The following is a 21588-nucleotide window of genomic DNA, read 5'->3' on the forward strand; positions in this document are numbered from 1 at the left end:
CCACCACCGCTTTCGGCTCCTCTCCGTCACCCTTGATGACGGTCGGTCACATGGGAGAACCGTAAGCGCCCGTCGCGCGAGGGGCGCGCGGAAGGCGCCCGTGCACGGTTTCCCCCGGATGGCGACGTTTCGGCGCGGGCGGAGCGGGCGCCGTTCACGGACCGACGGCGAGACCTACGAGGAGGCAGGCTGTCCCGGCCCACCGCTCGCGCTGTCACCGAGGAACGTGACCGTCTCCGCGAGCGGTGCCCGGCCGATGCGGGCGAACGGCGCCGACCGGTCCTCGAAGCCGATCGACAGGCCCGCGAACAGGACCAGTTCCTCCGGTGGGGCCACCACATCCGCGACCGTGCGGTGGTACACCGACCATGCCATCTGCGCACAGCTGTGCAGCCCCTCGGCACGGAGCAGCAGCATCACCGTCTGCAGATACATCCCGAGGTCGGCCCACTGCGCCGCGCCCATGTCGCGGTCGATGTAGCACAGCAGGAGACACGGGGCGCCGAAACACCGCCAGTTCGCGGCGACGGCCGCCCGGCGGGCCTCCATGTCCTCGCGCCGGATCCCGAGCGCCCCGAAACGCCGGGTGGCCGCAGCCGACCGCCGTTCCCGGTACGGGGACTTCGGCTCCGGCGGATACATCCGGTACTGCCGCTCGTCTCCAGGATCACCGGCCTCGGCGCGCTCGCAGGTGCGCTCCTTCAGCTCGGCGAGCGGGGCGCCGGTGAGCACATAGACGTGCCACGGCTGGAGATTGCCGCCCGAAGGGGAGCGCGTGGCGGCGGCCAGGACGCGCTCCAGCGCCGCACGCGGGACGGATTCGTCCGTGAAGGACCGCACCGCCCGCCGGCTCGCCACTGCCTCGTACACATCCACCCGTACGACCTCCTGGCCGACTCCGTCTTCCGCCGTACTGACGGACTTCCGCTGTACTGACGGAGGCCGGCCCGCGGATGTGACAGCGGTGTCCTCCCCCTGCCGTGACCTGCCCGTGGGCCGGGGCGCAGACCCGCTGTCGGCTTGGGGCCGGTCCGGCGGACCCTGTGGTGTGCCAGACGCGGGGGCCGGCACGCCTTCCCCCACTGCCTCAAGGGCGTGGCGGCACCCCCGGCGATGTCGCCGTCGGTCGCTGCCTCCCTCACGCTCGGCTTCGCTCGTGGCGGTTCAGCCTCATCGCCCCCGCTCACCTGCGCTGATGAGGAGCCGTCGATGTCCTGCGACCTGATGCGCCGGACAGCCCCGACGGCGGGCGGACTGTCACCGTTCCGTCGTCGGGGGCTCGCCCGTGTCGGTGCTCCGGCGGTAGCGCGCGAGCGCCTTGCCGAGTTCGGTCCGCTGCGGTTCCGGGAGCGTCCCGCCCTGGGCGTAGTCCAGGATGTGCTCGGCGACGGTCCGCAGTTTGACGTTGGTGCGCTGGGAGACGTCCCGCAGCGCCCGCCAGGCCTCCTCGGGGGCGATCCGCCCGAGGACGATCACGGCTCCTATGGCCTGGTCGATCACCGCGGGAGGACACGGCGCGCCGCAGCTGCTGGTTCTCGTTCACCAGCCGGTCGTGGGCCGAGGCCAGCTCGGTGACCGAGAGCAGGGTCAGCGGCTGGTGCCGGGAGAGGGCGAAGAAGGCCATGGGGGACCTCTGCGGGTGGAGGGCGTCGCTGCGGCGCCCGCACCGGGCGGGCGGCCGCACACGGAGGGGACACCCGGATTGAACCACCCGGACCCGAGGAATCGAGGTCCCGTCGCGGGGTAGGCGTGGGCAGCGGACCATCGAAGAACCCGGACAGGGACGGATCCACATGCGAGGTGTGCATGGCAGGAGCGGGGCTCGCGGCACCGTTGTGGGACGTGCACAACGGCCAGGGGGTGCGGCAGCTGGCCGAGCTGGGGCTGGCGCTGCTGCTGTCCAGCCTGATCGGCTGGGAGCGGGCCGCCCAGCAGAAGAGCGCCGGGCTGCGCACGCACACGCTGGTCGGCATTGCGAGCGCGCTGATGATGGAGGTGTCCCAGCACGGGTTCACGGCGGTGCTCGGGTTGCAGAACGTCTCCTTCGACCCCTCCCGGGTCGCCGCTCAGATCGTGTCCGGCATCGGTTTCATCGGCGGCGGTCTGATCTTCGTACGACGGGACGCCGTACGGGGCCTGACGACGGCCGCCACCATCTGGCTGACGGCCGCGGTCGGCATGGCCTGCGGCGGCGGGCTGCCCATCCTCGCGCTGGCGGTGACCGCCCTCCACTTCCTCGTGGTGCGCGGCTATCCGCTGTTCACGTCCCGGCTGATCCCCGAGACGGCCGCCACCGGCTTCGAGGCACGGCTGACGTACCGGACCGGGGCGGCCCTGCTCCCGCGCCTGATGGAGACGTGCACCCGGCGCGGCTTCCGGATCGTCCAGGTCAAGGTCGAACGGCTGCCCGGCCGCGCGGACGACGCCGCCCGGGTGCTGCTGGGGCTGGAAGGCGCCGAGGACCCAACGGTGCTGGCTTCGGAGCTGTTCCATGAGGAGGGGGTGCTCGACGTCGAGGTGAGTGCCGCGGCGGACGACGAATAGCGGAGACGGACGAGGGAGACGGACGATTCGGCGCGGCGGTGCTTCACGCCGCCCCGGCCAGGCGCCACGATGCCGTGTCATGGACATTTTGCTCGTCGCCAGTGCGTTCAACAGCCTCTCCCAGCGCGTGTACGCCGAACTGTCGGACCTCGGTCACCGCGTGGACGTCGTCCTCGCCTCACAGGGCGACGACCAGGTCCGGGCCGCCGTACACGAACTGCGGCCGGAACTGGTCATCGCGCCCATGCTGAAGACCGCCCTGCCCGAGGATGTGTGGCGCGAACACACCTGTCTGATCGTGCATCCGGGGCCGCCCGGAGACCGCGGCCCGTCCTCGCTGGACTGGGCCGTGGCCGAGCGGGCACCCCGGTGGGGCGTGACGGTCCTGCAGGCGGAGGCGGCGATGGACGCGGGCGCGATCTGGGCGGCGGAGCCGTTCACCGTGACGCCCGTCGGCAAGAGCGACCTGTACCGCAACGAGGTCTCCGACGCCGCCGTCACCGCCGTCCGCACCGCCGTACGGCGCTATGCCGAAGGCTCCTACAAGCCCCGGCTGCAGACCGACGAGTCGATCGACGTGGTCTGGCGCGACGCCTTCCGGCAGGAGCGCCGGCGTATCGACTGGGCGCGGGACGACACCGAAACGGTCCTGCGTAAACTCCGCGGCGCCGATTCGCAGCCCGGCGTCCGCGACGAAATCCTCGGCCGGGAGGTGTTCCTGCACGGCGGTCACCCCGAGGACCGGCTGCGCGGCCACCCCGGCGAACTTCTCGCCCGGCGGGCGGGTGCGGTCTGCCGGGCCACCCGCGACGGCGCGGTCTGGATCCCGCAACTGCGCCCCCGCAAGAACTCCGGCGACCCCGCGCCCTTCCGCCGCCCGGCCGCCTCCGTGCTCGCCGCCTGGGAGCCCTCCCTCGAACTCCCCGAAGCGCCCGTCCCACTGAACCTGCCCTCCGACCGGCGCACCTGGACCGACATCCGCTACCGGCAGCGCGGTGACGTCGGTTTCCTCGGCTTCTCCTTCCCGGGCGGCGCGATGAGCACCGACCAGTGCCGACGGCTGCTCGCCGCCTACCGGCACGCGCTCTCGCACCCCACCCGGGTCCTCGTGCTCGGCGGGGACCGCGACTTCTTCTCCAACGGCATCCATCTGAACGTCATCGAGGCGGCCCCCGACCCGGCCGAGGAGTCGTGGGTCAACCTCAACGCCATGGACGATCTGGTCGAGGCGGTCCTGCGCACCACCGACCGGCTGGTCGTGGCCGCACTCGCCGGCAACGCGGCGGCCGGCGGCGCCATGCTCGCCCTCGCCGCCGACGAGGTGTGGTGCCGCACCGGCGTCGTCCTCAACCCGCACTACCGGCGAATGGGCCTGTACGGCTCGGAGTTCTGGACGTACACCCTGCCCCGCCGCGTCGGACCGGAGCAGGCCCACCGGCTGACCACCGAGGCCCTGCCCGTCAGCGCCGCGTCCGCCGAACGGCTGGGTCTCGTGGACCGGCTCGTACCGGCCGCGCCCGGCGACTTCCCGGCCGAGACCCAGCGGCTGGCGGCCGAACTCGCCTCCTCCCCCTTCCTGGACGCGCGGATCGCCGCCAAGTCCGCAGCCCGCGCCGCGGCCGAGGGCGAACGCCCGCTCGCCGCGTACCGCGAGGCCGAACTGGCCCGTATGCGCACCCTCTTCTTCGACCCGGAGGCTCCTTACCACGCCCTGCGCTCCGCCTTCGTCCGCAAGGCCCCGTCCGCCTCACCCCGCCCCCTGACCCCGCCCCCAGGAGACCTCCGTTGACGCCGCGTCTGCTGGTGGCCGGCGTCGGCAACATCTTCCTCGCCGACGACGCCTTCGGCCCCGAAGTGATCCGCGCCCTCGACCAGCGCCCGCTGCCGGCCGAGGTATGGGTGCACGACTACGGCATCCGGGGCATGGACCTCGCCTACGACCTGCTCGACGGATACGACACCGCCGTCCTGGTCGACACCGCGCGCCGCGGCCACCACCCCGGCACCCTCTCCCTGATCGAGGCCGAACCGCCCGACGGCACCGTCGTGCCCGAGGCCCACGGCATGGACCCGGCGAAGGTACTGGCCCTGGCCACCCACCTCGGCGATGAGCCGCTGCCCCGCGTTCTCGTCCTGGCCTGCGAGCCCGAGGTGCTGCCCGCCGGCGACGCGGACCTCCTGCCGGGGCTCAGCGCACCGGTCCGGGCAGCCGTCGGCCGGGCCGCGGACGCCCTGCACACGCTGATCCCGGCCCTGCTCTCCGATTCCGCCGCGCCCGCACCCCCGTTGGGCCACCCGATGGAATCCGCGCCCGCGCATCCGGCTGCGCTGCCCGGCACGACGGCCCGCTGAGCGGATGATCGGTGAGGCCCGGGCCTTAGGCCCTGTCGTCACATTCCCGCCTGCCCCGCGACGCCTGGTACGCACCCCCCACTGCGTGGGGACCCCCAGCCGCGTTGCCGAATCGCCCACGTGGCTCCGTCACCAGGGCGCTCCGGCGCCTTGCGATCGCACGGACCAGACGCCGCGGTGCCCGCCCTCCGGGCGGACGGGAATGTGACGACAGGGCCCGGGCAGCGCCCCGGGCCCCACCCCCGCATCCGAGGAGCAGCGCCCATGTGCCGGTCCGACGTCAAGCAGGCCGTCCTGGCCAAGAACGACGACCTGGCCGCGGAGCTGCGCGGCGACCTCGCCCGGCAGGGCGTGACCGTCGTCAACCTGCTGTCCAGCCCCGGCAGCGGCAAGACCGAACTCCTCGGCCGGGTCCTGGCCCGCGCCGTGGAACAGGGCATCCCCGTGGCCGCCCTGACCGCCGACCTGGCCACCGAGAACGACGCCGTACGGCTGGCCCGTTCCGGCGCCCCCGTCCAGCAGCTGCTCACCGACGGACTGTGCCACCTGGAGGCCCGTCAGGTCCGGGCCCGGCTGACCGGCTGGCTGCCGGCGGACACCTCGGTGCTCTTCGTGGAGAACGTCGGCAATCTCGTCTGCCCGGCCGCGTACGACCTCGGCGAGACTCTGAGGGTCGTGCTCATGGCGGTCACCGAGGGCGAGGACAAACCGCTGAAGTACCCGACCGCGTTCGGTTCCGCCCATCTGATCGTGATCACCAAGACCGACCTCGCCGAACCGGCCGGCTTCGACGAGGCCGCCTTCCGGACCAATGTGCACCGGGTCAATCCGGGCGTGCGGATCGTACGGTCCTGTGCCCGCACCGGCTCCGGAGCCGGCACCCTCCTGGACCGTGCCCTGGCCGCCCGGGACGGCACCCTCCACCGGCCGCCCCTCGCGCCGCATCCGCACGGCCACCACCACACCGCCGACGCTCCCGCCGTATGACCGCGCCCGCCACCGGCCTCGTGCGCCGAAGGCTCACCGTGCGGGGAACCGTGCAGGGTGTGGGCTTCCGGCCGTACGTGCACCGGCTCGCCGCAGGCCTCGGCCTGTCCGGGTTCGTCGGCAACACCGGCGACGGCGTGCTCGTCGAGGTCGAGGGCCCGGCGGACGAGGTCGACCGGTTCTGCGCCACGCTGGCCGAACAGCCGCCGCCGCTGGCCACCGTGAGCGGCATCGCCGGTGAGGAGGTGCCCGTCACCGGCGACACCGGACCCTTCGCGATCTGCTCCACCGAGCGGGCCGGGGGCCGCACCCAGCTTCCGCCGGACACCGCGACCTGTGCCGAGTGCCTGCGCGAACTGGCCGATCGAGCCGACCGCCGGCACCGGCACCCGTTCGTCACCTGCACCCACTGCGGCCCGCGCTTCACCATCGCCACCCGGATGCCGTACGACCGCGCGGCCACCACCATGGCCGACTTCCCGATGTGTCCGGCCTGTGCCCGGGAGTACGGCGCCCCCGTCGACCGACGCTTCCACGCCCAGCCCGTCGCCTGCCCCGGGTGCGGGCCGCGGCTCACCCTGATCCCGGCCCTGAGCGGCCTCCGCGCGACAAGGGACGCGAACGCCCTCGCCACGGCGCGGGCGCTGCTGGCCGCCGGCCGGATCGTCGCCGTCAAGGGACTCGGCGGCTACCACCTGGCCTGCGACGCCACCGACGACCGGGCCGTGGCCACCCTGCGCCGCCGCAAGGAACGCGGCGGCAAGGCCTTCGCGGTGATGTGCGCGGACCTCGCCACCGCGGAGCGTCTCGCGGTGCTCTCCGCAGCCGAGCGGGCCGCGCTGACCAGTGCCCGCCGCCCCGTCGTCCTGCTCCGCGGACGCACCCCGGCGGACGGCCCCCGCCTCGCCGGCCAGGTCTGCCCGGGCAGCCCGCACGTGGGCCTGATGCTTCCCTACACCCCGGTCCACACCCTGCTGTTCGGGCTGCCCGGCGATCCGCCCGGCCCGCGCGCGCTGGTGATGACGAGCGGCAACCGCTCCGGCGAGCCCATCGTCACCGACGACGCCGAGGCGCTGACCCGGCTCGCCGGACTGGCCGACGCCTGGCTCACCCACGACCGGCCCATCGCCTCGCCGTGCGACGACTCCCTGCTGCGGGTACGCCCGGACGGCACCGAACAGGTCCTCAGACGCTCCCGCGGCTATGTCCCCCGCCCGCTGCGCCTCCCGGTCCCGGTCCGTCCCACCCTCGCGGTCGGCGGCGACCTGAAGAACGTCCCGTGCCTCGGCGAGGGCGACCTCGCCTGGTTCGGGCCGCACATCGGTGACATGGGCGCGCTGGCCACCCTGCGGGCCGCCGAGCGCGCCGAACGGCACCTGAGCCGTCTGACAGGAGTCGCCCCGGCCCTCGTCGCCGCCGACCGGCACCCGGGCTACCACTCGACGCGCTGGGCCCGGCGCCGCGCCTCGAAGATGCCCTTGCGGCTGGTCCAGCACCACCACGCCCACATCGCCTCCGCGATGGCCGAGCACGGCCTGGACGGCAGCACCCCGGTGATCGGCGTCGCCTTCGACGGCACCGGATACGGCGACGACGCCACCGTGTGGGGCGGTGAGATCCTGCTCGCCGACTACACCGGCTACCGGCGCTTCGCCCACCTCACCCCCGCCCCGCTGCCCGGCGGAGACGCCGGAGTGGCCAACCCCTGCCGGCTGGCGCTGGCCCGGCTGTGGGCGGCCGGTGTGCCCTGGGAACCGGATCTGCCGAGCGTCCAAGCCTGCACGGACAGCGAACGCGCCGTACTGCGACGGCAGTTGGAGCGACAGGTGGCATGTGTGCCGACGTCCAGCATGGGCCGCCTGTTCGACGCGGTGTCGTCCCTGGCCGGTGTGTGTCACCGGGCGGGATACGAGGCGCAGGCGGCGCTGGAACTTCAGGCGGCGGCGCTGGAGGCCAGGGACGTGGACAGCGTGTCGTACCCCTTCGGCCTCAGCGGTGCGGATGTCCTCGCCTGCGACCCCGCACCGATGCTGAGGGCCCTGCTCAAGGACCAGCGGCGCGGCGTCCCCGCTCCGGTCCTGGCGGCCCGCTTCCACCGAGGCGTCGCCGGAGCGGTCGCCGAGATCTGCCGGCGCGCCCGCGCGGGGACCGGTCTGACCACCGTCGCCCTCACCGGAGGCGTCTTCGCCAACGCCCTGCTGGAGGAGGAGACCGCCTCGCTGCTCGCCGGGGCGGGGTTCGCGGTCATCCAGCACTGTGAAGTCCCCCCGAACGACGGAGGGCTGGCGCTCGGTCAGCTCATGGTCGCGGGAACGGCAAACCACCACGAGACGGAGTGACCCATGTGTCTGGCAGTGCCCGGCAAGGTCGTGTCCATCGACCATCGCGCCGACCCCATGACCGGGCTGATCGACTTCGGCGGAGTGCGAAAACAGGCATGCCTGGAGTATCTGCCCGACGTACGGGTGGGGGAGTACGTCATCGTCCACGTCGGCTTCGCGCTGCAGCGCCTGGACGAGGAGTCGGCCCGGGCGTCCCTGGAGTTGTTCGAGCAACTGGGGCTGCTGGAGGAGGAGTTCGGAGACGCCTGGGAGCAGGCGGCGCGGCAGGAGAGCGGGAGTGAGGCCCGGTGAAGTACATCGACGAGTTCAACGACCCTGATCTGGCACGGCGGTTGCTCGACGAGATCCATGCCACGGTCACCCGCCCCTGGGCGCTGATGGAGGTGTGCGGCGGCCAGACCCACACCATCATCCGTCACGGCATCGACCAACTCCTGCCAGATGCAGTGGAGTTGATTCATGGCCCCGGCTGTCCGGTGTGTGTCACGCCGCTCGATGTCATCGACAAGGCCCTGGAGATCGCCGCCCGCCCCGGGGTGATCTTCTGTTCCTTCGGGGACATGCTGCGCGTGCCCGGCACCGACCGCGACCTGTTCCGGGTCAAGGGCGAGGGCGGCGACGTACGCGTGGTGTACTCACCGCTGGACGCGCTCGACCTCGCCCGCAAGAACCCGGACCGCCAGGTCGTGTTCTTCGCCATCGGCTTCGAGACGACCGCCCCCGCCAACGCCATGGCCGTCCACCAGGCCCGGCGGCTCGGACTCGGCAACTTCAGCCTGCTGGTCTCCCATGTCCGGGTCCCACCCGCGATCGAGGCCATCATGACGGCACCGGAGTGCAGGGTCCAGGCCTTCCTCGCCGCCGGGCACGTGTGCAGCGTGATGGGCATCGCCGAGTACCCCGAGCTGGCCGACCGGCACCGCGTACCCGTCGTCGTGACCGGCTTCGAGCCGCTGGACATCCTTGAGGGCATCCGCCGCGCCGTCCGCCAACTGGAGCGCGGCGAGCACCGCGTGGAGAACGCCTACCCGCGTGCCGTACGGGAGCAGGGCAACCCGGCCGCTCTGAGCATGCTGGAGGAGGTCTTCGAGGTCACCGACCGCAACTGGCGCGGTATCGGCCCCATCCCCGCCAGCGGCTGGCGGCTGTCCGAGACCTACCGGGCCTACGACGCCGAGCACCGCTTCGACGTCACCGGGATCCGCACCGAGGAGCCCGCCGTGTGCCGTGCCGGCGAGGTGCTGCAGGGGCTGATCAAGCCGACCGAGTGCGAGGCCTTCGGCACCGCCTGCACCCCGCGCACCCCGCTCGGCGCCACCATGGTCTCCAGCGAGGGCGCCTGCGCGGCCTACCACCTCTACCGTCGGATGCCCGGCGGCCCGGCACAGCGGGGATCCCGCATTCCACGGGAGGAGCTGAACACCGTTGGCTGACACGGCTACCGAAGCGGCCGTCGACCCCGCGAACTGGACCTGCCCCGCACCCCTGCGCGACCAGCCGGTCGTCGTCATGGGCCACGGCGGAGGCGGCGCCCTGTCCGCGGAACTGATCGAGCAGGTCTTCGCCCCCGCCTACGGCAACCCCACCCTGGCCGCCCTCACCGACTCCGCCGTCCTCGACCTCGGCGGCGCCCGGCTGGCCTTCTCCACCGACTCCTACGTCGTACGGCCGCTGTTCTTCCCCGGCGGCAGCCTCGGCGACCTCGCCGTCAACGGCACCGTGAACGACCTGGCGATGAGCGGCGCCCGGCCCGCCTACCTGTCCACGGCCTTCGTCCTGGAAGAAGGTGTGGCCCTGGACGTCGTCGGCCGGGTCGCCCAGGCCATCGGCGCGGCGGCCGAGGCCGCGGGCGTCACCATCGCCACCGGCGACACCAAGGTGGTCGAGTCCGGGCACGGCGACGGCGTCTACGTCACCACCGCGGGCGTCGGCCTGGTGCCCGACGGAGTCGACATCCGCCCGCAGCGCGCCCAGCCGGGTGACGCCGTCCTCGTCAGCGGACCCATCGGGCTGCACGGCGTGGCCGTCATGAGCGTCCGCGAGGGCCTGGAGTTCGGCGTCGAGATCGCCTCCGACACCGCGCCGCTGGCCGGCCTCGTAGCGGCGATGCTGGCGGTCACGAAGGACATCCACGTCCTGCGCGACCCGACCCGGGGCGGGCTCGGCGCGTCCCTGAACGAGATCGCCCGCGCCTCCGGCACCGGAGTCCGGCTGCGCGAACGGGCCGTTCCGGTCCCCGACGAGGTCGCGAACGCCTGCGGTTTCCTCGGCCTGGACCCGCTGTACGTCGCCAACGAGGGCCGGCTCGTCGCCTTCGTACCCCCGCGGCACGCCGAGGCCGTCCTCGCGGCGATGCGCGCCCACCCGCAGGGCGGCGGCGCGGCGATCATCGGGGAGTGCGTCGAGGACCACCCGGGCATGGTGGTGGCCGCCACCGGCCTCGGCGGCACCCGCGTGGTGGACCTGCCGCTCGGGGAGCAGCTGCCCCGCATCTGCTGAGCGGCTGCCCGGCCCCGCCCTCAGGTCGGGGCCGGTGCAGTCACCCTTCGAGGCCCGAGATCTCCAGCTCCCGGCCGCATCGCAGCTCCTGCGAGGGCCGGTCGCAGGCCGGGCACCAGAAGAACGGCGGCATGCCGACCGCGAACTCCTGGGCACACCCGCCGCACCAGGCCCGCGCGGTCACCTGCTCCACGACCAGCCGCGCCCCGGCGAGCGCCGTACCGTCGCGGGCCACCTCGAAGGCGAAGTGCAGCGCGTCCGGCACGACACCGGCCAGCTCCCCGACGCGGACGGTCACGGCGGTCACACGGTCCGTCCCGTCCGCGCGGGCGATTTCCTCGGCCTGTTCCACGATCGCGGTCGCGATCGACAACTCGTGCACCGGCGGCTCACGGGTACCGGCGGGCCGCGCGCAGCCCGCCGGTCATCCGGTAGATGCGCAACTCCCGCATGATGCTGGGGAGTTCCCTGAGGAACACGCCCGCGCAGAGGCTGCCGACGAGGGCGACCTGCGCCACGAGCAGCTGCCGTCCCGACATCCCCGCTCGCGCGGTCCTGCGTCTCCTGCCAAGGTTCATGGCGGTCACTTCCTGCTCTCTCATCCCGGGGAGATGTTCGGCATGTCCTGCACCAGGGCGTCATGCCGTTCGGAGTGGATACCGGTGGAGCGGCGTGCGTCGGACGTGCCGTCCTTGTGGTGTCCGGGCTGATGCTGGTACGGGCCGTGGTTGCCCTGGTGCATTCCGCGCACGTGGGACGGCGTGTCGGGCTTCGCCTGGGGGCGGCCCACTCGGATGCTGCCCATGTCGTTTCTCCTTCCGGGTCTCACGACCGCTCGGTCAGCTCCTTGAAGAACTGTTCTACGGCCGGCCAGACCCGTCCGCCACCGGACAGCCCGCGCCACTCGCGGCGGACCAGGGCGATCATCCGGTAGCAGTCGTCGACCGGCACGATCCAGTGTTCGTCGAGGCCACGCACGGTGTTCACCAGCAGCGCCTCCACGTCGGGTGCCATGGACGCGAGCTGCGGGACTGTGCCGGCCAGCCGCCGCCAGGCCGCCGCGTCCACCTCCCAGCGCATGGCCCCGGCCGGGCTCGGTCCCTGCGCGGTGACCGTGCCGTCGGACCGTGGAACGAAGAACACCAGGCCCACCGGGACGCCCAGCACCCCCGTGTCGACCGGCGGCAGCCGCAGCCGCCGCCGGGGCACCAGCCGGTAGCGGCCCGCCCCGTCGTCGGCGAACAGCACCGAGCAGGGACCGCACACGCACCGCACCCGCGCGGCACCGATGTCGTACAGATGGGCGTGTCCCTCGGCCACCCGGGCGGCGCACAGCTCACAGACCTCGGTCTCGGCCGTCGCCGCCCGCCTGCCCGCGGAGCGGATGACCCGGGCGAGTGCTCCGTCCACGGTCACCGCGCCTTCTGCGGCACGCCCCGGCGCCCGATCGTGCTCAGCGGTACGAACGCCGGTGCCGCCCGGCGTTCGTACGGCACCGTCTCCACCGAGGTCAGCTCGGGAGCGACCGCCAGCACCGCCGCCCGGACCGCCTCGCTCACATCGGAAGAGCCGGCGCCGCACCCGGAACCGCACCCGCCGCCGGAGCTCAGGCGCACCCGCGCCACCCGCCCCTCGACCCCGGCCCACTCCAGGTCACCGCCGGTCCCACGCACCGCGGGCCGCAGCTTCTCGACCGCACGAGCGGCCCGGCGCTCCGGGGACTCCGGGTGGATCCCGTGCAGGACCAGCAGGTGCCCGGCCAGCTCGTCGGCGGCCAGCCGCTCCCGCAGCCGCTCGTCCGCGTGGTCCAGCACCCGGGCGAGCGCCTCGCCGTAGACCTCGGTCAGCAGCCGCACCGCCTCCAGGGCCGGGCCGGGCGTGGCCTCCAGCGCGGCCAGCACCTCGTCGAGCCGGGCGAGCCGCGCCTCCACCGCCGGGTCGGACAGCCGCCCGGCGTCAGCCATGGTTCGCCCCGTACGTGGGCGAGTGCACCGTGGTCAGGGTCTTGCCCTTGCCCATGTACATATGGACCCCGCACGGCAGACAGGGGTCGAAGCTGCGCACGGTGCGCATGATGTCGACGCCCTTGAAGTCGTCCGGCCCGTTCTCCTCGAAGATCGGCTGGCCCTGCACGGCGTCCTCGTAGGGGCCCGGGATGCCGTGGACGTCGCGGGGGCTGGCGTTCCACGGGGTCGGCGGGTACGGGTGGTAGTTGGCGATCTTCTTGTCCCGGATCACCAGGTGGTGGGAGAGGACCCCGCGCACCGCCTCGTGGAAGCCGCAGCCGATCGCCTCGTCCGGCACCTCGAAGTTCTCGTACACCTTTGTGTCGCCGCTCTTGAGCATCCCCGTCGCCTCCTCCAGGAACTGCAGGGCCATGGCGGCGGCGTAGGCGATGAAGTACGGCCGGGCACGGTCGCGTTCGAGGGTGTTGCTCCACTTCGGGATGCGCCACTCCAAGGTCGTCTCCGGCAGCTTCTCGCCCTTGGGCAGGGTGATCCGGATGCCGCCGTCGACGGCCTTGACGTACGGCGTGTCGACCAGGCCGCTCAGCGCGGTCGACCACAGCCGGGCGAGCGGCCCGCCGCCCGTGTCCAGCGCGAGGTGCTCGCCGGTCTGCGGGTGGTGCCAGCGCGGGCTCATCACCCAGCTGTAGTTGCCGTCGAAGTCCCGCTTCTGCGGCACCGGCACCGTGGTCTGGTTCCACGGGTGGCGCATGTCGACGGGGTTGCCGAGCGGGTCGTGGGTGACGAAGGGCTGTTCGTTGACCCAGTCCTCGTAGTAGGAGCTGCCGAGCATGATGCGCAGGCCGAGGTTGATGTCGATCAGGTTGTTGGTGACCAGTTGTCCGTCGACGACGATGCCGGGGGTGACGTACATCGCCTTGCCCCACCGGTCCATGTTCGCGTAGCGGTAGTCGACCACGTCCGGGTTCTGGAAGGCGCCCCAGCAGCCCAGCAGGATACGGCGCTTGCCGACCTCCTCGTAGCCCGGCAGCGCCTCGTAGAAGAAGTCGAAGACGTCGTCGTTCATCGCCACCGCCTTCTTGATGAAGTCGATGACGCGCATGAGGCGGCTGAGGTAGTCGGTGAAGGTGTTCGGCTGCGGCATCGTGCCGACCCCGCCCGGATACATCGTGGACGGGTGCACGTGCCGCCCCTCCATCAGGCAGAACATCTCCCGGGTGATCCGGCTGACCTTCAGCGCCTCCTTGTAGACCTCGCCCTCGAAGGGGTTGAAGGCCTTCATGATGTCGGCGATGGTCCGGTAGCCGTGGACGTCGCCGCGGGGCGCGTCCGTGCGTTCGGCGCGGGTCAGGACACCGGGGTTGGTGGCCTTGACCATCGCCTCGCAGAAGTCCACGAAGACCAGGTTGTCCTGGAAGATCGTGTGGTCGAAGATGTACTCCGCCGCCTCGCCGAGGTTCGTGATGTGCTCGGCCAGCTTCGGCGGCTTCACGCCGTACGCCATCTGCTGGGCGTAGTTGGAGCAGGTGGTGTGGTTGTCGCCGCAGATACCGCAGATCCGCGAGGTGATGAACCCGGCGTCACGCGGGTCCTTGCCCTTCATGAACACCGAATAGCCGCGGAACAGCGACGAGGTGCTGTGACACTCCACGACTTCCCGGTTGGCGAAGTCGATCTTCGTGTAGATACCGAGATTGCCGATGATCCGGGTGATCGGATCCCAGGACATGTCGACGATCTGGGCGGGCTTGCGTTTGGTGGACCGGGAGTCGGTGGTCGTCATCTGCGGTACTGCCCCTCGCTGTTCGGGTCGGGCGGATCGATGGCGGGACGGGGTGGGCCGGCGTCAGGCGCGCCAGTGCGGGTCGTAACCGCTGGTGAGCTTGCGCTTGTTGTGGCGCCACTTGGGCTCGTGGTTCACCATGTCGTTGGTCAGGCCGCGCAGCCGGCGGACGACGGCTCCGTACGGCTTGACGAGCATGGTCGACAGGGTGCCGCCCGGGGGTTCGTCCATGAACGGCATGAAGGCGTCGGGGAAGCTCGGCATCGTACAGCCGATGCAGATGCCGCCGACGTTCGGGCAGCCGCCGACGCCGGCCATCCAGCCGCGCTTGGGCACGTTGCAGTTGACGACCGGACCCCAGCAGCCCACCTTCACCTGGCACTTGGGGGAGTTGTAGTCCTTCGCGAAGTCGGCCTGCTCGTAGTACGCGGCCCGGTCGCAGCCCTCGTGGACGGTCTTCCCGAACAGCCACTGCGGACGCAGCATGTGGTCCAGCGGCGGCGGGGGAGCGGCACCGGCCGCGTGCTGCAGCACCCAGACCAGCGTCTCCATGAAGTTCTCCGGCTGGATCGGACACCCGGGCACGTTGACCACCGGCAGCCCCGAGCGCGCCTTGAACTCCCAGCCCAGGTAGTCCGCGAGGCCCATGCAGCCGGTCGGGTTGCCGGCCATGGCGTGGATGCCGCCGAACGTCGCACAGGTCCCGGCGGCCACCACCGCCCAGGCACGGGGCGCGAGTTGGTCGATCCACGAGTTCAGGGTCTGCGGCTCGCCGGTCTCGGGGTCGTTGCCGAACGACGTCCAGTAGCCGTCGCCCTGGATGATGTTCTGGTTCGGGATCGAGCCCTCGATCACCAGGATGAACGGCTCCAGCTCGCCGCGGGCCGCCGCCCGGTACGGGGCCAGGAAGTCCTCGCCGCCCAGACTGGGCGAGAGCACCTTGTTGACGAGGTTCACCTTCGGCAGGCCCGGGATGAGGCCGAGGACCACGTCCTCGATGGACGGCTGTCCCGCGGCGGTCAGCGACACGGTGTCGCCGTCGCAGCTCATGCCCTCCGAGATCCAGAGGATGGTGATCTCGTCGAAGCCGTTCGATGCCTTGGCTTCGGTGGTACCGCTCTGTGTGGTCATGTCTGCGGCCTCCGTCGCAGTCGGTCATGGGCCGGGCCGGCGGGAGCCGGCGGGCCCGGGGGCGCGAGGGGTTCGACCTCGTCGGGCCGGAAATAGTGGAAACGGCCGTACCAGCCGTGCAGTTCGGCGGCGGGATCGTCGTCGACCGTGACGGCCAGCCGCACACTGCCGTCGACGTCGTGGAAGACCGCGGCGACCGTCGCGGTCCGCCCGTCGAGGAACATGTCCTGGGCGTCGGCACCGCGCAGGTGCGGGCGCAGCCGCACCGGACTGCCGGCGCCGACGGACACCCCGGCCACGAGCACCGTGCCGGTCGTCGGGGACAACCCGTCGTCGCCGCCCTCCTGCCACCAGGCGGGCCTGGCGTTCTCGCGTGGCGCGGCGGGCGTCAGGGAACGGATCGCGCCGTGCAACCGCTCGAAGACCTCCCGGGGCATCGTGTCGACCCGGTCGACGATCCGCGCGGCCCGCGGATCGGTGGCCCGGGCCTCCGCCTTCTCCTCGTCGGTCAGCAGCATCGTGCGCAGCGTGAGGATCTCGTCGATCTCCGCCGCGTCATGCAGATCGCCCGGACTCTCCGGCGCCACCTGCGGCCGGTCCGGCAGGATGATCGGCGCGGAGAGCATGACGGAGCCCGTCGCGCGCTCCTCGGGTGCGCCGCCGAGAACGGGGAACGTGAACGCGTTCCGGCAGCCCCGCGCGTGCCGCGCCAGTTCCCCGGGAGGGTCGATCAGGGACACGAACTCCACGCCGTCCCCGCCGACGAGGGTGTGCGTGGCGATCAGCGCCTGCCGCAGCGCCTCGTCCCGGGGGGCCTGCGGGTCCGTCGACTCGCCGGTGTTCTCGGTGCGCACCCGGAGCCGGTACAGGTCCGGCGCGAGCGGCTCCGCCACGACCGTCGTAGCGGCCCGCACCTCCCGGCGCCGTCGGACCGTCCGCCCCGCGCCGTCCGGCAACGGCTCGGACTCGGCACCCGCGTCCGCGCCCACCGGGGCGGTGCGACCGCCGCGCACCAGCTCCGCCAGCGACAGCACCAGCCCGGCCTCGCGCGGCACCGCCTCCTCGAACGACAGGTGCGTGGTGCCGTCGGCCGTCCGCAAGGACTCGACCGGGTGGAACCGACCGACCTCGTCGACCGCCTCGACCCGCTTGTCCTGCATCTGCAGATACCGCACCCGCACCCGTACGACCGCATCCGCGCGAGAGGCCCGGAACAGGCACTCGGTCCGCTGGTACCAGGAATCCGCGGAGCCGGAGATCCCCGGCGTCACCGGCCCGTCCCGCTCCACCCAGTCGCGTGGCAGCAGCACACCGAACTGCCAGCGGACCCGGTTCTTCGGCGAGGACCGGCGGTACGGATAGAGCAGGTACCCCTCGTAGAGCACCGCGTCCGCGACCGCACCGACCTGCTCGAAGACGCGGTACGGCACGCCGCCGCCGTCCTTGTCCAGCACGGCGGCCGGCGCAGCGCCGCCCTCGCCGGCTCCACCCGACATCCAGCCTCCTCGTCACCGGCCCCCGCGCACACTCCTTCCACCACCGTCACACCCGTCACAGCCCCTCGCTCCTCCGGCGCACCCCGATTGGGCCGGGCAGGGGACGGCGAGCCCGTTTCGCGCGCTCCGGGTGCCACCCCCGGTGCTTCGAAGCACCGCCCGGAGCCGCCTTCCCCGCCACCGCAGGCGTGGGAACGTGGTCCGGGTCCGCGCAGGCAGCCGAGGAAGAGGAACCGGACATGTTCGACGCCCTGAAGAACCTGAAGGACAAGGCCGAGGACATCGCCGAGGAGCACGGAGACAAGATCGCCGACGGCCTGGAGAAGGTCGGTGACTTCATCGACGAGCGGACCGAGGGCAAGCACAGTCGACGAAGTCCTAGGCCACCGGATTGCCGTCGTCGGCCGGTGACCAGGCGACACCCACCCGTGTCGGGCTCACTCCCGTGACCGGGCGGTGGACCACACCGGGGCGGGAGTAGAACCGCGCGGCGGATTCCGGCGCGAGGGCGATGCCGTATCCGTGGGCGATGGCGCTCAGCCAGTCGTCGGGTTGTCCGGTGACCGCGCCGACACGGACCGGGCGGCCCCCAGGGCCTGTCCGGCGGATCCTGTCGCGGACGCGGGGGCTGGCACGCCCTCCCCCCACTGCCTCAAGGGCGTGGGGGCACCCCCAGCGGCGTTGTCGTCGGTCGCCGACGCTCCCCCACGCTCGGCTTCGCTCACGCGGAGGCACCGCCACCGTCGACTCCCTCCTCCGCCTTGCAGCTGGACGCACCAGCCCCCGCTCACCCGCGCTGATGAGGCGACGTCACTGTCCCGCGACCTTGACCCGCCGGACAGGCCCTCGCGCTAGCCGGTGGCAAGCCAGTGGTCGCGCCAGGCACCCGTCTCCTCGGGCGCGGCGACAAACGGCTCGTCCCACAGTTCGCGGAAGGCGATCTCGGCGCGTCCCGCGAGCGGATGCCCGCTCGGCAGCGCCACCCGGCGGGCCTCGCTGAACAGCACCTCGACCCGCAGTGCGGCCCGCCCCGGGAAGGGCAGCCGCAGCAGCGCCGCGTCCACGTCACCGTCGGCCAGCCCCGTGCTCGGGTTCGACCAGGCCGCCTGCCCCAGTTCGGCACGCCACCCGGGCCGCCGCCGGGCGAACTCGGCGACGATCTCCCGCGTCGCCTCGTCGGCCGCGCTCGCCACGAACCCCACGCGTAGCACCCGTGCGCCCCGCCGCCCGGTGGCCTTCGTGGTGCGCGGGGCGTCGTCCCAGGCGGCGAGGACCTCCGGGGCCCGGCGCGCGAGTTCACGACCCGCGTCCGTCAGCGCCATGCCGGTGCGCGAGCGGTCGAAGAGCTGTACGCCGAGCTGGGTCTCCCAAATGCCGGATCTGCTTGGTCAGAGCCGGCTGCGACACGAACGCACGGTCGGCGGCGCGGGTGAGGCTGCCGTCCTCGGCGACGGCGAGGGAGGAACGCAGCAGACGCGTGTCGACATCCAGTCCCACAGGTTACAGACGCTGGTATTGGACGTCGCGCCGGCCGTGCGGTGAGGCTGGAGGCACTCCGGAGTCAGGGACTTGGAACCACGCCTTTCGTGAAAGGTCTGCCGTCATGGAACTCGCCTATGTGACCGTCACCTGCGCCGCCGTCCTGGCCAACGCGGGCATCGCGGCGGCCGACCTCGTCAAGGCGCCGTTCGTGCTCGCCAACTCCGCCGAGGTCGGCGTGGCACCTGCCTGGCTGCCCTCGCTGGCACTGCTGAAGGCGGCCGGAGCGGCCGGTCTGCTCCTCGGTCTGTTCGGCGTACGGCCGCTGGGGATCGCGGCCGGCGTCGGGCTGGTGCTGTTCTACCTGGGGGCGATGGCCGCTCATGTGCGGGCGCGGGTGTTCCACAACATCGCGTTCCCGGGCTCCTTCCTCGCGCTGGCCGCGGGCGCCCTGGCCATGGCGGCGATCCGGTGACCGGAGGCAGCGGCGATCCGGTGACCGGAGTTTCAGGTCCTGAGCCCGCTCACGGAAGGCGCTCCAGCGCGACCAGCGCCGCGTCGTCGTCGAGGTCGCGGCGCACGTGCCGCAGCAGATCGCGGCGCAGGGCCGCCACCATCGCGTCCAGCGGGCGTCCGGCGTGCGCGTGCACATGGGCGGCCAGGTCGTGGAAGCGGCCCCGGCGGTCCCGGGCCTCGATGAACCCGTCGGTGTACAGCACGAGCCGGTCGCCCGGACCGAACGGCACGGTCTGGGCGACCGGCCGTGCGGCCAGCAGATCGCCCAGGCCTAGCGGTGCGCCGGGCTGATCCGGCTCGTAGGCCCGTACCTCGCCCGCGTGGACGGCGTACGGCTCGGGGTGGCCGCAGTGCACCAGGCGGGCCACGGCCTCGCCGGGCGGGAACTCCACCAGGAGTGCCGTGGCGAACCGCTCCGTGAACAGGGCGCCCGTGCCACGGCCGCCGGGGCTGTCCGTGTCCGGGTCACTGTCGAGCGCGGCGATGTGCCGACGGGCCCGTTCGTCGAGTTGCTCCGCCACCCTCGTCAACGAGGGCTCCCGGTACGCCAGGTCGCGGAACGCGCCGAGCAGGGCCGCCGAGGCGCCGACCGCCTCGAGTCCCTTGCCGCGTACGTCGCCGATCACCATCCGCGTGCCGTACGGCGTGCGCACCGCCTCGTAGAAGTCGCCGCCGATCCGCGCCTCCGACTCGGCCGGCAGATACACACCACTCAGCGCGAGCGAGCCGATCCGCTGGGGGAGGGGGTGCATCAGGGCGCACTGCGCGGTCTCGGCGACGGAGCGGATCCGGTGCAGCTGCCGTTCCCGGCGCTGTCGCAGGGAGCACGCGGCCAGCGAGGTGACTCCGACCACGAACAGGCTGCCCAGGGCGACGTTCGTGTCCGGATGCCCCCAGCCGCCGGCGTCCCACTGGAGCAGCCCCGTGATCACCAGAACGGCGAGGGCGAGCACCGCCGTCGCCCACCATGGCAGCAGTACGGCGGCCAGCACCGGGACGGCGGCCAGCACCGGTGAGACATGCAGCCAGTCCGGGGTGATCAGGTCGGTGAGCGCGACGACCACCACGAGCAGCGCGGGAGCCGCGGCCACGAGCGTGCGGGAGCCGGTGCGGCGGTTCCAGGGCGCCGCAGGCCCTCCCATCGGCTTGCGGCGCGCGGGTGCGGCGGCGTGTCCGGTGGTGGATTCCTGAAGGTCAGTGGTGTGAGAGGTCATCGTCGTATGGAGGGCCGTAGCGGGTCGAGGAGCCGGTGGGATCGCGTGGGCGCGGTGGGCGCGGGCGCCGAGAGGCAGGTCAGGGCCGACTCCAGGGGGCGCAGCAGACGCTGGTCCGGGGCGGTTTTGCCCGGGGTGGTGCGGCCGGGGGCCTCGAGCCGGGCGAGGGCCTGCCGTGCGGCGGGCAGGGCCGGGTGCGGGCGGCCGCCGCGGCAGGAGTAGGCGCACAGGGCGGTCGTGCGCAGCAGGCGGGCGTACGGCTGCGTGAACGCGGAGCCGGGCCGGGAGGTCTCGGCCGCATCGGGGTGGCTGTCGAGGAGCCGGCCCGTCGCGCTCACCTGCCCGGCGACGTCGCCCAGCGTGCGCAGCACCCGGTGGTCCAGGCGCGAGCGGCGGCGCCGGGCGGTCGGCCGGAGGTTCCAGCGCATGCTCTCGTGCGCTTCGTCCATGGCGGTTCTGGCGCGGGTCAGTGCCGTGCCGAGGTCGTCCTCCCAGGCCGGGCCGAGGATCTTGCGCGGCTGCTCGTGCCGTAGAACCGCGTCGGCCAGGCCGTCGAGGTGCCGGGCGATCAGCAGCCGCAGGTCCTCCAGCGCCCGCTCGGCGGACCGCGCCCGCACGGTGGGAAACAGCAGCACGCTGCACGCCAGCCCGAAGGCGATGCCCAGCACGATCTCCGCGAGGTGCGTGGCCAGCTCACCGGGGTGGCGGCCACGGACCAGGGCGAAGGTGATCAGGGCGGTCGTCGGGACGTGCAGGCCGTAGTGGCCGAGGAATCCGTGCCGGGCCAGCAGCACGGAGGCGAAGACGACGACGGCCAGTCCCACCATGCCGGGCTCGGCGAACAGCGCGCCGGGTATGGCGACGAGAACGCCGAGCAGACATCCGGCGGCGTACCGGGTGGCGGCGGAGACCGTGGCCACCACCGTCGTCTCGACGATCAGCACGGCCGCGACGGCGCCCGCGTAGGGGTCGTCGACGTGCAGCAGCATCGCGCAGGTCTGCCAGGTCAGCCCGGCCGCCACCGTGGCACGCGCGGCCTCGGCACCGCCGGCCTGTTTGATCCGTGCCAGGAGAGCGGGCAGTCGTGCGCCGTGCATGTCTCGTTCGTCCCCTTCCGCGGCAGATCCCTTTGGCGAGCAAGACCGCCAAGGATAAACGGACAAACGGGTTATACGGCAAATAAGGAATATGTATGGATGCCGCTGCCCGCGCCCACATGCAGCCTGTTCAAGCATCAACAAGCGGGCCGGTCGTGGAGTTCCAACTTGTCTGGTCAAG

22 protein-coding genes and 2 pseudogenes are annotated in these 21588 nt (G+C 72.5%); 10 read left to right on the forward strand and 14 right to left on the reverse strand.

All coding sequences use genetic code 11. The features are described 5' to 3' along the window. Window positions 1-174 precede the first annotated feature (174 nt). Window positions 175-876, reverse strand: coding sequence for a nitroreductase (locus M878_RS88495; RefSeq protein WP_023553227.1), 702 nt, complete (start codon window positions 874-876; stop codon window positions 175-177). Window positions 877-1257: 381 nt separating this feature from the next. Further along, the gene (locus M878_RS88500; RefSeq protein WP_023553228.1) at window positions 1258-1500 is read right to left on the reverse strand and encodes an ANTAR domain-containing protein; all 243 of its coding nucleotides are present in this window, start codon (window positions 1498-1500) and stop codon (window positions 1258-1260) included. Between the two features lie 306 nt (window positions 1501-1806). On the opposite strand from M878_RS88500, the gene M878_RS88505 reads away from it, so the two are divergent. The 8 genes from M878_RS88505 to hypE all read left to right on the forward strand — a co-directional run bounded on the left by M878_RS88505 (window position 1807) and on the right by hypE (window position 10724). Next, window positions 1807-2544: an MgtC/SapB family protein gene (locus M878_RS88505; protein WP_031227111.1), complete on the forward strand. Its 738-nt coding sequence runs from the start codon at window positions 1807-1809 to the stop codon at window positions 2542-2544. A 79-nt stretch (window positions 2545-2623) separates the two neighbouring features. Further along, on the forward strand, window positions 2624-4333 hold the full coding sequence (locus M878_RS88510) for a hydrogenase maturation protein (protein ID WP_023553230.1): 1710 nt from the start codon (window positions 2624-2626) through the stop codon (window positions 4331-4333). Continuing rightward, window positions 4330-4896 (forward strand): hydrogenase maturation protease, encoded by a 567-nt coding sequence (locus M878_RS88515; RefSeq protein WP_023553231.1) that lies wholly within the window; start codon window positions 4330-4332, stop codon window positions 4894-4896. The genes M878_RS88510 and M878_RS88515 overlap by 4 nt, the downstream gene beginning before the upstream one ends. Window positions 4897-5160: 264 nt before the next feature. Next, window positions 5161-5883 carry a hydrogenase nickel incorporation protein HypB gene (gene hypB, locus M878_RS88520; RefSeq protein ID WP_023553232.1) on the forward strand — a complete coding sequence of 241 codons (723 nt, stop codon included), beginning with the start codon at window positions 5161-5163 and terminating at the stop codon, window positions 5881-5883. Beyond that, window positions 5880-8222 (forward strand): carbamoyltransferase HypF, encoded by a 2343-nt coding sequence (hypF, locus tag M878_RS88525; protein ID WP_023553233.1) that lies wholly within the window; start codon window positions 5880-5882, stop codon window positions 8220-8222. Before hypB ends, hypF begins: the two co-directional genes overlap by 4 nt. A gap of 3 nt (window positions 8223-8225) precedes the next feature. Beyond that, entirely contained in the window at window positions 8226-8516 is a 291-nt protein-coding gene (locus M878_RS88530) for a HypC/HybG/HupF family hydrogenase formation chaperone (protein ID WP_023553234.1), read from the forward strand. Further along, window positions 8513-9658, forward strand: a complete 1146-nt coding sequence (gene hypD, locus M878_RS88535; RefSeq protein WP_023553235.1) for a hydrogenase formation protein HypD — start codon at window positions 8513-8515, stop codon at window positions 9656-9658. Before M878_RS88530 ends, hypD begins: the two co-directional genes overlap by 4 nt. After that, the gene (hypE, locus tag M878_RS88540; protein WP_023553236.1) at window positions 9651-10724 is read left to right on the forward strand and encodes a hydrogenase expression/formation protein HypE; all 1074 of its coding nucleotides are present in this window, start codon (window positions 9651-9653) and stop codon (window positions 10722-10724) included. Before hypD ends, hypE begins: the two co-directional genes overlap by 8 nt. 40 nt (window positions 10725-10764) lie before the next feature. Here hypE and hypA read toward each other — a convergent pair whose 3' ends face one another. From hypA to M878_RS88580, 8 genes are all read right to left on the reverse strand, one after another. Next, a complete protein-coding gene (gene hypA / locus M878_RS88545) occupies window positions 10765-11106 on the reverse strand; it encodes a hydrogenase maturation nickel metallochaperone HypA (protein WP_023553237.1) in 342 nt (113 codons plus the stop codon). A gap of 7 nt (window positions 11107-11113) precedes the next feature. After that, entirely contained in the window at window positions 11114-11263 is a 150-nt protein-coding gene (locus M878_RS98640) for a hypothetical protein (protein WP_167345811.1), read from the reverse strand. A gap of 59 nt (window positions 11264-11322) precedes the next feature. After that, a complete protein-coding gene (locus tag M878_RS88555; RefSeq protein ID WP_023553239.1) occupies window positions 11323-11529 on the reverse strand; it encodes a hypothetical protein in 207 nt (68 codons plus the stop codon). Window positions 11530-11549: 20 nt separating this feature from the next. After that, complete coding sequence (locus M878_RS88560) at window positions 11550-12140, reverse strand: DUF5947 family protein (protein ID WP_023553240.1); 591 nt, start codon at window positions 12138-12140, stop codon at window positions 11550-11552. Further along, a complete protein-coding gene (locus tag M878_RS88565) occupies window positions 12137-12688 on the reverse strand; it encodes a NifU family protein (protein ID WP_023553241.1) in 552 nt (183 codons plus the stop codon). The genes M878_RS88560 and M878_RS88565 overlap by 4 nt, the downstream gene beginning before the upstream one ends. Further along, a complete protein-coding gene (locus M878_RS88570) occupies window positions 12681-14474 on the reverse strand; it encodes a nickel-dependent hydrogenase large subunit (RefSeq protein ID WP_023553242.1) in 1794 nt (597 codons plus the stop codon). The genes M878_RS88565 and M878_RS88570 overlap by 8 nt, the downstream gene beginning before the upstream one ends. 63 nt (window positions 14475-14537) lie before the next feature. Next, entirely contained in the window at window positions 14538-15605 is a 1068-nt protein-coding gene (locus M878_RS88575; RefSeq protein WP_023553243.1) for an NADH-quinone oxidoreductase subunit B family protein, read from the reverse strand. Further along, window positions 15602-17101, reverse strand: a complete 1500-nt coding sequence (locus M878_RS88580; RefSeq protein WP_023553244.1) for a hypothetical protein — start codon at window positions 17099-17101, stop codon at window positions 15602-15604. The genes M878_RS88575 and M878_RS88580 overlap by 4 nt, the downstream gene beginning before the upstream one ends. Before the next feature lie 239 nt (window positions 17102-17340). On the opposite strand from M878_RS88580, the gene M878_RS88585 reads away from it, so the two are divergent. After that, window positions 17341-17550, forward strand: a complete 210-nt coding sequence (locus M878_RS88585; RefSeq protein ID WP_023553245.1) for an antitoxin — start codon at window positions 17341-17343, stop codon at window positions 17548-17550. Here M878_RS88585 and M878_RS96945 read toward each other — a convergent pair. Continuing rightward, window positions 17480-17689, reverse strand: a pseudogene (locus M878_RS96945) (LysR substrate-binding domain-containing protein); the annotation flags it as partial. The gene M878_RS88585 and the pseudogene M878_RS96945 overlap by 71 nt on opposite strands. A 272-nt stretch (window positions 17690-17961) precedes the next feature. Continuing rightward, a pseudogene (locus tag M878_RS88590) lies at window positions 17962-18592 on the reverse strand (LysR family transcriptional regulator); the annotation flags it as partial. Between the two features lie 112 nt (window positions 18593-18704). Here M878_RS88590 and M878_RS88595 point away from each other — a divergent pair. After that, window positions 18705-19055, forward strand: coding sequence for a DoxX family protein (locus M878_RS88595; protein ID WP_023553248.1), 351 nt, complete (start codon window positions 18705-18707; stop codon window positions 19053-19055). A 49-nt stretch (window positions 19056-19104) separates the two neighbouring features. Here the strand turns inward: M878_RS88595 and M878_RS88600 are convergent, their stop codons facing one another. Together M878_RS88600 and M878_RS88605 are read right to left on the reverse strand one after the other, a co-directional pair. Then, window positions 19105-20310, reverse strand: a complete 1206-nt coding sequence (locus M878_RS88600) for a PP2C family protein-serine/threonine phosphatase (protein ID WP_078630504.1) — start codon at window positions 20308-20310, stop codon at window positions 19105-19107. After that, window positions 20307-21407, reverse strand: coding sequence for an FUSC family protein (locus M878_RS88605; protein ID WP_023553250.1), 1101 nt, complete (start codon window positions 21405-21407; stop codon window positions 20307-20309). Before M878_RS88605 ends, M878_RS88600 begins: the two co-directional genes overlap by 4 nt. Between the last annotated feature and the right edge of the window lie 181 nt (window positions 21408-21588).

This window comes from Streptomyces roseochromogenus subsp. oscitans DS 12.976 (assembly GCF_000497445.1).
In the GTDB taxonomy this organism is placed as follows: Bacteria; Actinomycetota; Actinomycetes; order Streptomycetales; family Streptomycetaceae; genus Streptomyces; species Streptomyces oscitans.